15 protein-coding genes are annotated in these 13,722 nt (G+C 58.3%); all 15 read right to left on the bottom strand.

The window, feature by feature from the left end; genetic code table 11:
- Window positions 1-47: 47 nt before the first annotated feature.
- Window positions 48-1,592 (bottom strand): F0F1 ATP synthase subunit alpha, encoded by a 1,545-nt coding sequence (atpA, locus tag ACF8RA_RS17840; protein ID WP_176682956.1) that lies wholly within the window; start codon window positions 1,590-1,592, stop codon window positions 48-50.
- 21 nt (window positions 1,593-1,613) lie between these two features.
- Window positions 1,614-2,150 (bottom strand): F0F1 ATP synthase subunit delta, encoded by a 537-nt coding sequence (locus ACF8RA_RS17845; RefSeq protein ID WP_003253191.1) that lies wholly within the window; start codon window positions 2,148-2,150, stop codon window positions 1,614-1,616.
- A gap of 12 nt (window positions 2,151-2,162) precedes the next feature.
- On the bottom strand, window positions 2,163-2,633 hold the full coding sequence (locus ACF8RA_RS17850) for a F0F1 ATP synthase subunit B (RefSeq protein ID WP_010955888.1): 471 nt from the start codon (window positions 2,631-2,633) through the stop codon (window positions 2,163-2,165).
- Between the two features lie 56 nt (window positions 2,634-2,689).
- Window positions 2,690-2,947 carry a F0F1 ATP synthase subunit C gene (gene atpE / locus ACF8RA_RS17855; protein WP_003097235.1) on the bottom strand — a complete coding sequence of 86 codons (258 nt, stop codon included), beginning with the start codon at window positions 2,945-2,947 and terminating at the stop codon, window positions 2,690-2,692.
- Between the two features lie 144 nt (window positions 2,948-3,091).
- Window positions 3,092-3,961, bottom strand: a complete 870-nt coding sequence (gene atpB, locus ACF8RA_RS17860; protein WP_010955889.1) for a F0F1 ATP synthase subunit A — start codon at window positions 3,959-3,961, stop codon at window positions 3,092-3,094.
- Between the two features lie 16 nt (window positions 3,962-3,977).
- Window positions 3,978-4,385 carry a F0F1 ATP synthase subunit I gene (locus tag ACF8RA_RS17865; protein ID WP_010955890.1) on the bottom strand — a complete coding sequence of 136 codons (408 nt, stop codon included), beginning with the start codon at window positions 4,383-4,385 and terminating at the stop codon, window positions 3,978-3,980.
- A gap of 149 nt (window positions 4,386-4,534) precedes the next feature.
- Complete coding sequence (locus tag ACF8RA_RS17870; protein WP_003253185.1) at window positions 4,535-5,407, bottom strand: ParB/RepB/Spo0J family partition protein; 873 nt, start codon at window positions 5,405-5,407, stop codon at window positions 4,535-4,537.
- A gap of 9 nt (window positions 5,408-5,416) precedes the next feature.
- Window positions 5,417-6,208 (bottom strand): ParA family protein, encoded by a 792-nt coding sequence (locus ACF8RA_RS17875; RefSeq protein WP_003253182.1) that lies wholly within the window; start codon window positions 6,206-6,208, stop codon window positions 5,417-5,419.
- A gap of 18 nt (window positions 6,209-6,226) precedes the next feature.
- Window positions 6,227-6,877 carry a 16S rRNA (guanine(527)-N(7))-methyltransferase RsmG gene (gene rsmG / locus ACF8RA_RS17880; protein ID WP_176682958.1) on the bottom strand — a complete coding sequence of 217 codons (651 nt, stop codon included), beginning with the start codon at window positions 6,875-6,877 and terminating at the stop codon, window positions 6,227-6,229.
- Complete coding sequence (mnmG, locus tag ACF8RA_RS17885; RefSeq protein WP_176682959.1) at window positions 6,874-8,766, bottom strand: tRNA uridine-5-carboxymethylaminomethyl(34) synthesis enzyme MnmG; 1,893 nt, start codon at window positions 8,764-8,766, stop codon at window positions 6,874-6,876. The genes rsmG and mnmG overlap by 4 nt, the downstream gene beginning before the upstream one ends.
- A gap of 633 nt (window positions 8,767-9,399) precedes the next feature.
- On the bottom strand, window positions 9,400-10,770 hold the full coding sequence (gene mnmE / locus ACF8RA_RS17890) for a tRNA uridine-5-carboxymethylaminomethyl(34) synthesis GTPase MnmE (protein ID WP_176682961.1): 1,371 nt from the start codon (window positions 10,768-10,770) through the stop codon (window positions 9,400-9,402).
- 87 nt (window positions 10,771-10,857) lie between these two features.
- Window positions 10,858-12,540, bottom strand: coding sequence for a membrane protein insertase YidC (yidC, locus tag ACF8RA_RS17895; protein ID WP_021785314.1), 1,683 nt, complete (start codon window positions 12,538-12,540; stop codon window positions 10,858-10,860).
- Between the two features lie 2 nt (window positions 12,541-12,542).
- The gene (yidD, locus tag ACF8RA_RS17900) at window positions 12,543-12,788 is read right to left on the bottom strand and encodes a membrane protein insertion efficiency factor YidD (protein WP_003253169.1); all 246 of its coding nucleotides are present in this window, start codon (window positions 12,786-12,788) and stop codon (window positions 12,543-12,545) included.
- The gene (gene rnpA / locus ACF8RA_RS17905) at window positions 12,781-13,185 is read right to left on the bottom strand and encodes a ribonuclease P protein component (protein WP_003253166.1); all 405 of its coding nucleotides are present in this window, start codon (window positions 13,183-13,185) and stop codon (window positions 12,781-12,783) included. The genes yidD and rnpA overlap by 8 nt, the downstream gene beginning before the upstream one ends.
- 13 nt (window positions 13,186-13,198) lie before the next feature.
- Window positions 13,199-13,333 carry a 50S ribosomal protein L34 gene (gene rpmH, locus ACF8RA_RS17910; RefSeq protein ID WP_003253163.1) on the bottom strand — a complete coding sequence of 45 codons (135 nt, stop codon included), beginning with the start codon at window positions 13,331-13,333 and terminating at the stop codon, window positions 13,199-13,201.
- Window positions 13,334-13,722 lie beyond the last annotated feature (389 nt).

Here is a 13,722-nt window from a genome sequence, read left to right on the forward strand (position 1 = left end):
TATCACCTATCAGGTTAGCAAGCGGGGGCCTGAGCCCCCGCTGCGGCTTACCAGGTCTGGGTGGCCTTGAACTTCTCGATACCGGCTTTCAGGCCTGCGTCGATTTCGTCGTTGAAGTCACCCTTCACGTTGATCTTCGCCATCAGTTCAGCGTGATCACGGTTGAAGAAGGCGATCAGTGCTTGCTCGAAGCTGCCGATCTTGGAGACCTCTACGTCGGTCAGGAAGCCACGCTCAGCGGCGTACAGCGACAGAGCCATGTCCGCGATGGACATCGGCGCGTACTGCTTCTGCTTCATCAGCTCGGTAACGCGCTGACCATGCTCCAGCTGCTTGCGGGTCGCTTCGTCCAGATCGGACGCGAACTGGGCGAATGCAGCCAGTTCACGGTACTGAGCCAGAGCGGTACGAATACCACCGGACAGCTTCTTGATGATCTTGGTCTGAGCGGCACCACCTACGCGGGATACCGAAACACCGGCGTTCACTGCAGGGCGGATGCCCGAGTTGAACATGGCCGATTCCAGGAAGATCTGACCGTCGGTGATGGAAATCACGTTGGTCGGAACGAACGCAGAAACGTCGCCAGCCTGGGTTTCGATGATCGGCAGAGCGGTCAGGGAACCGGTTTTGCCAGTGACAGCACCGTTGGTGAACTTCTCGACGTACTCTTCCGAAACGCGCGATGCACGCTCCAGCAGACGGGAGTGGAGATAGAACACGTCGCCTGGGTATGCTTCGCGTCCTGGTGGACGGCGCAGCAGCAGGGAGATCTGACGGTAGGCAACAGCCTGCTTGGACAGGTCATCGTAAACGATCAGTGCGTCTTCACCGCGGTCGCGGAAGAACTCGCCCATGGTGCAACCGGCGTATGGCGCCAGGAATTGCAGTGCGGCGGATTCCGAAGCACTGGCAACAACCACGATGGTGTTGGCCAGGGCGCCGGTTTCTTCCAGCTTGCGAACGATGTTGGCAACGGTGGAACGCTTCTGGCCGACTGCAACATAAACACAGAAAATACCGGAGTCTTTCTGGTTGATGATGGCGTCGATGGCCATGGCGGTCTTGCCGATCTGACGGTCGCCAATGATCAGCTCGCGCTGGCCACGGCCGACAGGGATCATGGCGTCGACGGACTTGTAGCCAGTCTGTACAGGCTGGTCTACCGACTTACGCCAGATCACGCCTGGAGCCACTTTCTCGACTGCGTCGGTCTCGGTGTTGCCCAGAGGACCTTTGCCGTCGATCGGGTTACCCAGTGCGTCAACGACGCGGCCCAGCAGTTCCTTACCAACCGGAACTTCCAGGATGCGGCCGGTGCACTTGGCGCTCATGCCTTCGGCGAGGGTGTCATAGCCACCCAGGATCACTGCACCTACGGAGTCTTGCTCCAGGTTCAGGGCCATGCCGTAGACGCTGCCAGGGAACTCGATCATTTCGCCGTACATGACGTCGGCCAGACCGTGGATCCGCACGATACCGTCGGATACCGAAACGACGGTACCTTCGTTACGGGCTTGGGAGCTCACATCGAGGTTATCGATGCGGCCCTTGATGATTTCACTAATTTCGGAAGGATTGAGTTGCTGCATTGCTCTGCTGCCCCTTCAAACTCAAGATTTCAATGCTTCGGCCAGTTTCGCGATTTTGCCGCGAACAGAGCCATCGATTACCAGGTCACCGGCGCGGATGACGACGCCGCCAATCAGGCTGGCATCCTCCGACGCGTGCAGGCGCACTTCCTGGCCTAACCGTGCACTGAGAACCTTGGCGAGTTTGTCTTGCTGTTCTTGGTTCAACGCGAAGGCACTGGTGACTTCCACGTCCACGGATTTCTCTTGCTCGGCCTTGTACAGGTCGAACAGAGCGGCAATCTCCGGCAGAAGCAGGAGACGGTCGTTTTCCGCGGCAACATGAATGAAATTCTGTGCCTGTGCATTGAACTTGTCACCGCACACGTCAATGAACGTGGCGGCCTTTTCTGCGCTCGTCAGTCGCGGGGCCTTGAGCAGGCGCTGCATGGTGTCGTCTTGCGACACCGCAGCAGCCAGGCCGAGCATGGCTGACCAATTGGCCAGTTGCTGATGGGCCTGGGCATGCTCAAAGGCAGCCTTAGCGTAAGGTCGGGCCAACGTGGTCAGTTCTGCCATGATCGCCCTCGCTTAAATTTCAGCGGCCAGTTTGTTAACCAGCTCCGCATGCGCGTTTTGATCGATTGTGGCGCCAAGGATCTTTTCAGCACCACCAACGGCCAGAGCACCCACTTGGGCACGCAGGGCGTCTTTAGCGCTGTTCAGTTCCTGTTCGATCTCGGCCAGAGCCTGAGCCTTCACACGGTCAGCTTCGACGCGAGCCTGTTCACGGGCTTCGTCGACAAGCTGAGCAGCGCGTTTCTTGCTTTGCTCGATGATTTCGGCTGCCTGTGCTTTAGCTTCACGCAGTTGCTGACCCGCTTTCTCTTGGGCCAGCTCCAGGTCGCGAGCTGCGCGGTTGGCAGCGTCCAAGCCGTCGGCAATCTTCTTTTGGCGCTCTTGCAGGGCAGTGATGACCGGAGGCCATACATACTTCATGCAGAAGAGTACAAAAATCAGGAAAGCAACGGATTGGCCAATCAGGGTTGCATTAATGTTCACGCCAACACCTCGCTCGGTCTTAATTCATACAGCCATCAACTCGTGGTGACGAGTGATTAGCCGGCGATCTGACCAACGAACGGATTCGCGAAGGTGAAGAACAGAGCGATACCAACACCGATCATGGTTACGGCGTCGAGCAGACCGGCAACGATGAACATTTTGACCTGCAGCATTGGAACCATTTCTGGTTGACGAGCAGCGCCTTCCAGGAATTTGCCACCCAGCAGGCCGAAACCAATGGCGGTACCCAGAGCACCCAGGCCGATCAGCAGAGCAACAGCGATAGCGGTCAGACCAACTACAGTTTCCATCTTTCCTCCCGACTTTTACGTCGTATTGGTTAGGTTTTTAGTTTGAAGCGGTAAAACAAATCGTTTGGTACAGCATGCCCTTGCGGACTTTTTAAGCCCTCCCCCCGTACAGGCAGGGAAGGCTATCAGACACGCCAGGCGGTCTTAATGGTTATCTTCGTGAGCCATCGACAGGTAGACGATGGTCAGCATCATGAAGATGAAAGCTTGCAGGGTGATGATCAGGATGTGGAACACAGCCCACGCCCATTGCAGCACCACACCCAGGCCGCTGAGCCACAGCAGGCCCGAGCCGAACATTACAGCGATCAGGATGAACACCAGCTCGCCAGCATACATGTTGCCGAACAGACGCAGTGCCAGCGAGATCGGCTTGGCGATCAGGGTGACGAATTCCAGCAGGAAGTTGACCGGAATCAGCAGGATCTGCACGAAGATATTCTTGCTGCCAAACGGGTGCAGGGTCAGCTCACCGATGAAGCCGCCCAGGCCCTTGACCTTGATGCTGTAGAAGATGATCAGGGCGAAGACGCAGAAGGCCATGGCCAGGGTCGCGTTCGGGTCGGTGGTCGACACGGCGCGGAACGGAATGTGCGGGTCACCGGAAATCAGGATGGCCAGCTGAGGAATCCAGTCGACCGGTATCAGGTCGACGGCGTTCATCAGGAATACCCAGACGAAAATGGTCAGCGCCAGCGGCGCGATTACCGGGCTACGGCCGTGGAAGGAGTCCTTCACGCTGCCGTTGACGAAGTCGACCATCACTTCAACGAAGTTCTGCAGACCGCCAGGTTGGCCGGAAGTCGCCTTCTTGGCCGCCATGCGGAAGATCAACAGGAAGATCAGACCCAGCGCGACGGACCAACCCAGGGTGTCCAGGTGGAACGCCCAGAAGCCCATTGCCTTGGCTTCTGCAGCCGAATGGGCGAAGCCCCAGCTGCCGTCTGGTAGTTGACCGTAGGTCAGGTTCTGCAAGTGGTGCTGGATATAGCCCGAAGCGGTTTCTGCTGCCATGGTTGCCTCAAACGCCCTAAGGTCTCGAAAGTCTTTTATTCATCAGCAGGGGCGCGAACCAGCTGACCAAAAGGGTCAACACGAAGACGCCGAATACTGCTAGCGGCGCCAGTGGCTTCACTCCTGCAAAGGTCAGTGCAAAAAGCACTGCCGTCAAAATCATCTTGCCTGCCTCGCCAGCGTAAAACGACTTGACGATAGCTTGTGCCGCCCGAGCCCCGCTGAAGCGAAAAGCCTTCCAGGCGAAATACACATTGGGCAGCCAGGCAATCAAACCTCCGCAAAGGCCTGAATATCCACTGACCGACCCTTTCCACTGCCACAACACCAAGGTTGCCAGCAGCAGTACGACAAATTGAGCCAGCAGTACCGGAAAAACCGCCCAGCGATGGAAAGGCAGGCGGTTTGGCGTGCGTATTTCCATCACAACTGCTCCTCGGAAGTCGACCAACAAGTCAGCTATGACTTGGCATAATTTGTGCCGACAAAATGCGCGCAGAGTATAGGGGTGGATTAACCCCTATTCAACTCTTCGGTAGTGATTTCCGACTTCACGCTACAACAGGAATTGTTTCAGCGGATGTGAGCGAGCACGCCTTGCAACTCGTCAAGCGAGTTGTAGCGAATAACCAACTGGCCTTTGCCCTTGTTGCCATGACGGATCTGCACGGCCGAGCCCAGGCGCTCTGCGAGCCGCTGTTCAAGGCGAGCGATATCCGGATCAGGTTTGCTCGGTTCGACCGGATCAGGCTTGTCGCTGAGCCACTGACGGACCAGTGCTTCGGTTTGGCGCACGGTGAGGCCACGTGCGACAACATGACGCGCCCCCTCCTCCTGACGATTTTCATCCAGGCCGAGCAATGCACGGGCATGCCCCATCTCCAGGTCACCGTGGGCGAGCATGGTCTTGATCGCATCGGGCAAGGTAATGAGGCGCAGCAGGTTGGCCACGGTCACCCGCGACTTGCCCACAGCGTCAGCCACCTGCTGCTGGGTAAGCTCGAATTCCTGTTGCAGGCGCTGCAGGGCCATGGCCTCTTCCAGTGGGTTGAGGTCTTCGCGCTGGATGTTCTCGATCAATGCCATGGCGATGGCGGCTTCGTCGGGCACTTCGCGGACCATGGCCGGGATCGTGTCCAGGCCGGCCTGCTGGGTAGCGCGCCAACGGCGCTCACCGGCGATGATCTCGTATCGGTTGTCGCCAATCGGGCGCACCACGATCGGTTGCATCACACCATGGTTGCGAATCGAGTGCGCAAGCTCTTCCAGCGCCTCCGGGTCCATGTCCCGGCGAGGCTGATACTTGCCACGCTGGACCAGCTCGACCGGCAGGTGTTGCAGTTCTTTCTGGTCGATCTTCACAGCCTGCTCTTCGAGCGCGCTGACGGAAGGACCACTGAGCAGTGCATCCAACCCACGTCCGAGACCCCGTTTCTTGACGGCCATACGGATTCCTTAAGTTGTTTGTGCAGTGCGTGATGGACGGCGTTGACGGCGTACCAGTTCCCCTGCCAGGGCCAGGTAAGCCAGCGCGCCCCGCGATTGCTTGTCGTAAGCAAGGGCTGGCATGCCGAAGCTGGGGGCCTCGGCCAAGCGAATGTTGCGCGGAATGACCGTGTCGTACAGCTGAGGGCCAAAGTGCTCCTTCAACTGCGCCGAAACATCGTTGTTCAGGCTCAGACGCGGATCGTACATGGTCCGCAGCAGGCCCTCGATCTTCAACTCCGGGTTCAACCGGGCGGCGATGCGCTTGATGTTATCCACAAGGTCGCTGAGACCTTCCAGCGCGTAGTACTCACACTGCATGGGGATAATTACGCCATCGGAAGCGACCAGCGCATTGAGCGTGAGCATCGACAGCGACGGTGGGCAGTCGATGAGGATGTAGTCGTAGTTATCGCGGATGGGCGCCAGCGCGTTGCGCAGACGGCTCTCCTTGACCTGCATTTCCAGCAGCACCACCTCAGCGGCGGTCAGGTCACGGTTGGCCGGCAGCAACTGGAAGCCTCCGTGCTCGGAGTAGTGCATAGCCTGGGCCAAGTCGCACTCCCCGATCAGCAGGTCGTAGACCGAGTGCTCGAGCTCGTGCTTGTCCACACCGCTGCCCATGGTGGCGTTGCCCTGCGGATCGAGGTCGATCAGCAGGACACGACGCTTGGTCGCAGCCAGCGAGGCGGCGAGATTGATACAGGTGGTTGTCTTGCCCACACCACCTTTCTGGTTCGCGATTGCGAATACCTTAGCCATTGTTGCGAGTGTTCCCAGTCATGCCTTGCGGCGCAGTATCAGCAGATGGCGCTGGCCCTGGCAACCCGGAACGGTCAGGGCCTGTTCGCTTTCCACTGTGAAGTCTGCGGGCAATGCTACCAGTTCATCGGCAGGATGCAGCCCCTTCATTGCAAGCCATTGCGTCCCGGTGTCGCCCAAGTGGCGGGTCCAATTGGTGAAGTTCTCCATGCTGCTGAAGGCGCGGGAGATGATTCCGTCGAACGGTTGTGGCGGCTGGAAGGCCTCGACCCGGCTGTGGATAACCGTGAGGTTGTCCAGCTTGAGTTCCATTTTCACCTGTGTCAGGAAACGGGTCTTCTTGCCATTGGCGTCCAGCACGGTCACCCGCTTGTGCGGATGCAAAATTGCCAACGGGATCCCCGGCATGCCTCCACCGCTGCCGACGTCCAGCCAACTGTCACGTTCGCTGTGGATAAACGACATGACACTGAGGCTATCCAGGAGATGGCGTGAAACCATCTCGTCCGGGTCGCGCACGGCAGTCAGGTTGTACGCTTTGTTCCATTTGATCAGCAGGGCCAGGTAGCCGAGCAGCTTTTCGTGATGCTCGGCGCTCAGCTCGACTCCGAGTTTGCGCGCACCTGTGGACAACTCTTCAGCGTGTTGCGGGGTGACCAGGGAACTCAAGCGCTTTGCTCCAATTCGCGGCCAGCGCCGCGTTTTTTCAAGTGTATCAACAACAGGGAAATCGCCGCCGGGGTCACGCCAGGGATGCGCGAAGCCTGCCCCAAGGTTTCCGGACGGGTCTGGCCCAGCTTGCCCTGGATCTCCTTGGACAGGCCGGAGATCGTCGAGTAGTCGATATCCACAGGCAGGCGGGTGTCTTCGCTGGCACGCAATCGGGCGATTTCATCCTGCTGGCGGTCGATGTAACCCGCGTATTTGGTGCGGATCTCGACCTGCTCGGCGACCTGCTGGTCGATCGCTTCACCACCGGTCGCCTCAATCAGGCCGGCGTAATCGATTTCCGGCCGCGCCAGCAGGTTGAGCAGGCTGTATTCGTGGCTAAGCGGTGTACCAAACTTATCCACAATCGCTTGGCCTTGCTCAGTGTTCGGGCGCACCCAGGTCGATTTCAGGCGCTGTTCCTCACGCTCGATACCGTCGCGCTTGGCACAGAACGCGGCCCAGCGCTGGTCATCGATCAGGCCCAGTTCACGGCCCTTTTCGGTCAGGCGCAGGTCGGCGTTGTCTTCGCGCAGGATCAGGCGGTACTCGGCGCGCGAAGTGAACATGCGGTACGGCTCCTGAGTACCCAGGGTAATCAAGTCGTCGACCAGCACACCGATGTAGGCTTCATCGCGGCGCGGGCACCAGCTGTCGCGACCTTGCGCACGCAGTGCAGCGTTGGTCCCGGCCAGCAGGCCTTGGGCACCGGCTTCTTCGTATCCGGTGGTGCCGTTGATCTGCCCGGCGAAGAACAGACCGCCGATGACTTTGGTCTCGAGGCTGTACTTGAGGTCACGGGGATCGAAGTAGTCGTACTCGATGGCATACCCGGGGCGCACGATGTGGGCGTTTTCCATGCCGCGGATCGAACGGACCAGCTCCAGTTGCACGTCGAACGGCAGCGAAGTGGAAATACCGTTGGGATACAGCTCATGGGTGTTCAAGCCTTCCGGCTCAATGAACACCTGGTGGCTTTCCTTGTCGGCGAAGCGGTGGATCTTGTCTTCGATCGACGGACAGTAACGCGGGCCGACACCTTCGATCACGCCCGAGTACATCGGTGAACGGTCGAGGTTCGAGGCAATGATCTCGTGGGTGCGCGCATTGGTGTGGGTAATCCAGCAGCTCACCTGACGCGGGTGCATTTCAGCATTGCCCATGAACGACATCACCGGGATCGGCGTATCGCCCGGCTGTTCGGTCATTACCGAGAAATCCACAGAGCGGCCGTCAATGCGTGGCGGGGTACCGGTTTTCAGACGGCCGACGCGCAGCGGCAGTTCACGCATGCGGTGGGCCAGGGCAATCGAAGGTGGATCACCGGCGCGACCACCGGAATGGTTTTGCAGACCAATGTGGATAAGGCCGCCGAGGAAGGTACCGGTAGTCAGTACCACCGATTCGGCAAAGAAACGCAGGCCCATCTGGGTCACCACGCCTTTGACCTGGTCCTGCTCGACGATCAGGTCGTCGCAGGACTGCTGGAATATCCACAGGTTTGGCTGGTTTTCCAGGATTTCACGCACCACTGCCTTGTAGATGGCGCGGTCGGCTTGTGCACGGGTGGCACGTACGGCCGGGCCCTTGCGGTTGTTCAGAACGCGGAACTGGATGCCGCTCTTGTCGGTGGCCAGCGCCATGGCGCCGCCGAGCGCATCGATCTCTTTGACCAGATGGCTTTTGCCAATACCGCCGATGGCGGGGTTGCAGCTCATGTGACCGAGGGTTTCCACGTTATGGGTCAGCAGCAGGGTTTTCACACCCATGCGTGCAGACGCAAGCGCAGCCTCGGTACCGGCATGGCCGCCGCCGATGACGATCACGTCAAAACGGGAAGGGAAATCCACCACGCACCTCGTGCCTGTTTTTGCGAATAGAGAAGGTAAGCGGACAAGTATAGGGACTTCACCCCCAGTAAAGAAACCGTCTGAGCAAATTTTGACCAGTCTGTGGATGAGTGGCAAACAACAGAAATCAGAGAGAAGAAATTTAAAAAGCTTTGTTTTTATGTTTATTCTTATGCACAACGATATCTGTGGATAAAGTCTCCTATCCCACGAATGACGCTATGTAGAGAGAAATTAAACCCTGTGTCTGGAGTGGCATGAGGGCTATGGATAACGCCATTTAGCCTGTGGATTAAATGCCTGTTTACCCACAGGCGGTTTTTTCCTCAGAAAAAAAGCCCGCTTATCAACTGAGCTGAAGGCGACTTTTCCACAGGGCTCCTGAGCACAGTTTTCAAGCCGGCCATGAAAAATTCATCGCGCTGGCGGGCAGACATGATCAGGTTGAAGCGGTCGAGCCCGCGAAAGGATGGGTACATCCGCAGAGATCTGGTGCTTGTAAGGGCTTCTTCGCGGGCCCACCCGCTCACATGGGTGCTTGGGTCATCGGCCTGCATTCAGCTTCTGCAACGAATTTCAGGCAAAAAAAAGCCGCTCCCTAAGGAGCGGCGCTTGACCTTGCCAGGCTGTGGATTACTTGCCGATGCAGAAGCTCGAGAAAATCCGCCCAAGCAGGTCATCCGAGCTGAATGCTCCTGTGATTTCCCCCAGCGCATGCTGTGCCTGGCGTAAGTCCTCAGCCAGAAGCTCTCCTGCGCCCGCCAAGGTCAATTGTGCACGGCCGTGCTCCAGGTGCTCGCTGGCCTGGCGCAAGGCATCCAGATGGCGCCGGCGGGCGCTGAATCCACTCTCTGCAGTCTGTTCGTAACCCATACAGCCCTTCAGATGCTCACGGAGCAGTTGCAGCCCTGTGTCGTCGCCCTTGGCGCTGAGGGTAATGGTCACGTGGCCGTCATCGCACTGTTCCAGCGCTACCCGCTCACCACTCAGGTCGGCCTTGTTGCGAATAAGCGTGACTTTGGCCGGATCCGGCCGCTGAGCGAGAAACTCAGGCCAGAGAGCGAACGGATCGCTGGCCTCGGGCGCAGTGGAGTCGACCACGAGCAGAACGCGGTCTGCCTCGCCAATTGCCTTCAGGGCACGTTCCACACCGATCTTTTCCACATGGTCATCGGTATCGCGCAAGCCGGCAGTATCGACAACGTGCAGCGGCATGCCGTCGATGTGGATATGTTCGCGCAGGATATCCCGCGTGGTACCGGCGATGTCCGTGACAATGGCTGCTTCCCGTCCGGCCAGCTGGTTCAGCAAGCTTGATTTACCGGCATTCGGCCGGCCGGCAATGACTACCGTCATGCCGTCGCGCAGCAAGGCGCCTTGCCCGGCCTCGCGCTGCACAGTGGATAACTCGCTGCGCACGGCATCAAGCATCGACAGCACGTGGCCATCGGCAAGGAAGTCGATCTCTTCCTCAGGAAAGTCGATCGCCGCCTCGACGTAAATACGCAGGGCAATCAACGCCTCGGTGAGGCTGTGCACACGCCTGGAGAATTCCCCTTGCAGCGAGCGCAGGGCGTTGCGCGCTGCCTGGCTGGAACTCGCCTCGATCAGGTCGGCGATGGCTTCGGCCTGAGCCAGGTCGAGCTTGTCGTTGAGGAAAGCGCGCTCGCTGAATTCGCCCGGGCGGGCCAGACGACAGCCGACTTGTACACAGCGCTGCAGCAGCATGTCCAGCACCACAGGACCGCCGTGACCCTGCAGTTCAAGCACGTCCTCGCCAGTGAACGAATTAGGCCCAGGAAAGAACAACGCAATCCCTTCGTCCAGCACCAGCCCGTCATCGTCGCGGAATGGGCCGTAATGGGCATGCCGCGGGGTCAGGGTGCGGCCGGTGATCAACAGGCCGGCCTTGGCAGCCAGAGGGCCGGACAACCTGACAATACCCACACCACCACGGCCCTGGGCCGTGGCGATGGCGGCGATGGTTTCACGCACAGTGTTCATGCTCGAAAGCCTCTACGACAAAACGACAGATAGCAAAAACGCCCCACTAGGGGGCGTTTTTTATTCACAGGCTAGCGTATTAGCCCGTCAAGCAGCAGCTTTTTTGGTAGCTGCTTCGATACGGCGAGTGATGTACCACTGCTGCGAAATCGACAGGCAGTTGTTCACAACCCAGTACAGCACCAGACCGGCAGGGAACCACAGGAAGAAGAAGGTGAAGATGATTGGCATCATTTTCATCACCTTGGCCTGCATCGGATCCGGCGGTGTCGGGTTCAGGCGCTGCTGGATGAACATGGTGGCGCCCATGATGATCGGCAGGATGAAGAACGGATCCTTGATCGACAGGTCGGTAATCCACAGTATCCATGGGGCCTGGCGCATTTCCACGCTTTCCAGCAATACCCAGTACAGGGCCAGGAATACCGGCATTTGCACCAGGATCGGCAGGCAGCCGCCCAGCGGGTTGATCTTCTCTTTCTTGTAAAGCTCCATCATCGCCTGGGACATCTTCTGGCGATCGTCACCGAAGCGTTCCTTGAGTGCGGCGAGCTTAGGTGCAACGGCACGCATACGCGCCATGGAGCGGTAGCTGGCAGCCGACAGCGGGAAGAACAGGCCTTTGATCAACATGGTCAGCACGATGATCGACCAGCCCCAGTTACCCAGCAGGCTGTGGATATGTTGCAGCAGCCAGAAGATCGGCTGGGCGATAAACCACAGGAAGCCGTAGTCGACGGTCAATTCCAGGCCTGGGGACAACTCTTTCAGCTTGGACTGGATCTTCGGACCGGCGTACAGCATGGCGCTGGTTTCGACCTTGCCGCCAGCCGGTACGCTGATAACCGGGCCGGTGTAACCGATGATGTAGTTGCCCTGGCTATCCTTGCGGGTCTGGACAACGTTGTTGTCCGACTTGGCTGGAATCCAGGCGGTCACGAAGTAGTGCTGCAGCCAGGCAACCCAGCCGCCGGACACATTTTCTTTCAAACTACCTTTGTCCATGTCCTTCATCGAGACCTTTTTGTAAGGCTCGGAAGCTGTCCACAGAGCGGCACCCAGGTAGGTAGCGGTACCAGTGGCAGTACTGGAGGACGGATCGCCGCTGGCATCACGCTTGAGCTGGGCAAACATGTTGCCGCTCCACGCCTGGCTGCTCTGGTTGTCGATCAGATAGCTGACATTCAGGTCGTACTCACCGCGCTTGAAGCTGAAACGCTTGATGTAGTTGACGCCGTTGTCACTGAACTTCAGATCTACCACCAGTTGTTCCTGGCCGTCGGCCAGCTGGTAGCTCTTCTGTTCGGCAGCATACAGGGGACGGCCGCTGGCGCGGGCATCCGGACCGTCGGTGCCGGTCAGACCGCTTTGTGCCAGGTAAACACGCTCACCACCGTTGTCGAACAACTGGAATGGAATGTTCGGGTGGTCTTGACGGCGCGGGTACTTCGGCAGGTTCAGCTGGACGATGTCACCACCGACCGGATCGATAGCCAGTTCCAGAACGTCGGTCTTGACTCGGATCAGGTCCTTGCTGAGTGCGACCGGTGCCAGTTCGGCAGGGCTCGATTCGGCGTTGGCGCTCGGTACATCGGCGCTGGCACCGTTGTTACCGGCCGGCACGCCATCGGGCAAGCCCGGAGCAACAGTGCTGGCAGCAGTATTCTGAGTCGGCAGGGCAGCCTGGCCGTAGTCATCGTTCCACTTCAGGACCATGACGTAGGACACGACTGCCAGCGCGGCGATCAGGATCGTGCGTTTAATATCCATGATTACTCGGCTATCGAAGAAGTTCGGGAGGAAGGAGCGGGTGGAACGGGGTCGAAACCGCCGTCATTCCACGGATGACAACGCCCCAGGCGACGAACGGCCAGCCACCCACCACGCCAGATGCCATGGTTTTCGATGGCTTCATACGCGTAACAGGAGCAACTGGGGAAAAACCGACAGTGATTGGCCATCAGAGGACTAATGGCGTAACGGTAAAACTGGATCGGAACGAGTGCCAGTTTACGCATCTTGGCTGTCTACCCCTGCGGAATTGGCGGTGACTGCTGGTGTCGGCCGGCTGCGTGCCAGGCGTTTCCAGAGCTTGCCAAAGTGTTGGTGCAATTCCGGGTTTTCTATCTCACCCAATCCCTTGCGCGCGACGATCACGATGTCCAGGCCAGCAAGCAATTGCTGGTTCAGACGAAAGGAATCGCGCATCAAGCGCTTGAGGCGGTTGCGTTGAACGGCGAGCTTGACACTCTTCTTGCCGATTACCAAGCCAAGGCGTGGGTGATCGAGGCCGTTCTCGCGAGCAAGGATCAGCAGGTTTTTCCCTGGAACCTTGCCGGTTGGGGAGTCGAAGACCGCTTTGAAGTGTCGGGGTGTAAGCAGTCGCTTTTCCCGACTGAAGTCCTGACTCACCACCTGTGCCGAAAAATCAAATGGCCAGACGCTTACGGCCTTTGGCACGACGACGCGACAGAACAGCACGGCCGTTCTTGGTAGCCATACGGGCACGGAAACCGTGGGTGCGGGCGCGCTTGATGGTGCTTGGTTGGAAAGTACGTTTCATGGCGTGTTACCTGGTTTGTCGACGACGGGCCGGGATGGCCCCCTTTTTAAGAGACCGGCGATTCTAGAGAAAGCAAGCCCATAGGTCAATTTCCAACCAGTCATTCCATATAGAGCTGTGATGGACGGTGCCTCCTGGTTCGTGCCAAAGGGTGCTTGATCGGACACACGAATCGGGGACAACATGAAAAAAAAGAAGAGACATATAAAAAGCTTTTCTGAAGAACTTATAAATCTTAGGTGGATAACCTTCTGTGGATAACCATCGCTAGGCCATGATTTACGTGATGTACAGAGTTTTACAACTTTGTTCTGAACCGGTGCTGCGACTGTTCCCATCGTGGGCGAAAGCTGTGGATGAAAATGCAGTTTATCCACAGCAAGGTTATC

Origin of the sequence: Pseudomonas sp. FYR_5, from assembly GCF_043106315.1 — a bacterium.
GTDB lineage: Bacteria > Pseudomonadota > Gammaproteobacteria > Pseudomonadales > Pseudomonadaceae > Aquipseudomonas > Aquipseudomonas putida_Y.

What these genes read in the sequence shown, in the direction of transcription:
- atpA (WP_176682956.1), bottom strand. Translation starts at nt 1,592, where the DNA reads ATGCAGCAACTCAATCCTTCCGAAATTAGTGAAATCATCAAGGGCCGC.
- ACF8RA_RS17845 (WP_003253191.1), bottom strand. Translation starts at nt 2,150, where the DNA reads ATGGCAGAACTGACCACGTTGGCCCGACCTTACGCTAAGGCTGCCTTT.
- atpE (WP_003097235.1), bottom strand. Translation starts at nt 2,947, where the DNA reads ATGGAAACTGTAGTTGGTCTGACCGCTATCGCTGTTGCTCTGCTGATC.
- atpB (WP_010955889.1), bottom strand. Translation starts at nt 3,961, where the DNA reads ATGGCAGCAGAAACCGCTTCGGGCTATATCCAGCACCACTTGCAGAAC.
- ACF8RA_RS17865 (WP_010955890.1), bottom strand. Translation starts at nt 4,385, where the DNA reads ATGGAAATACGCACGCCAAACCGCCTGCCTTTCCATCGCTGGGCGGTT.
- ACF8RA_RS17870 (WP_003253185.1), bottom strand. Translation starts at nt 5,407, where the DNA reads ATGGCCGTCAAGAAACGGGGTCTCGGACGTGGGTTGGATGCACTGCTC.
- ACF8RA_RS17875 (WP_003253182.1), bottom strand. Translation starts at nt 6,208, where the DNA reads ATGGCTAAGGTATTCGCAATCGCGAACCAGAAAGGTGGTGTGGGCAAG.
- mnmE (WP_176682961.1), bottom strand. Translation starts at nt 10,770, where the DNA reads ATGAACACTGTGCGTGAAACCATCGCCGCCATCGCCACGGCCCAGGGC.
- yidC (WP_021785314.1), bottom strand. Translation starts at nt 12,540, where the DNA reads ATGGATATTAAACGCACGATCCTGATCGCCGCGCTGGCAGTCGTGTCC.
- yidD (WP_003253169.1), bottom strand. Translation starts at nt 12,788, where the DNA reads ATGCGTAAACTGGCACTCGTTCCGATCCAGTTTTACCGTTACGCCATT.
- rpmH (WP_003253163.1), bottom strand. Translation starts at nt 13,333, where the DNA reads ATGAAACGTACTTTCCAACCAAGCACCATCAAGCGCGCCCGCACCCAC.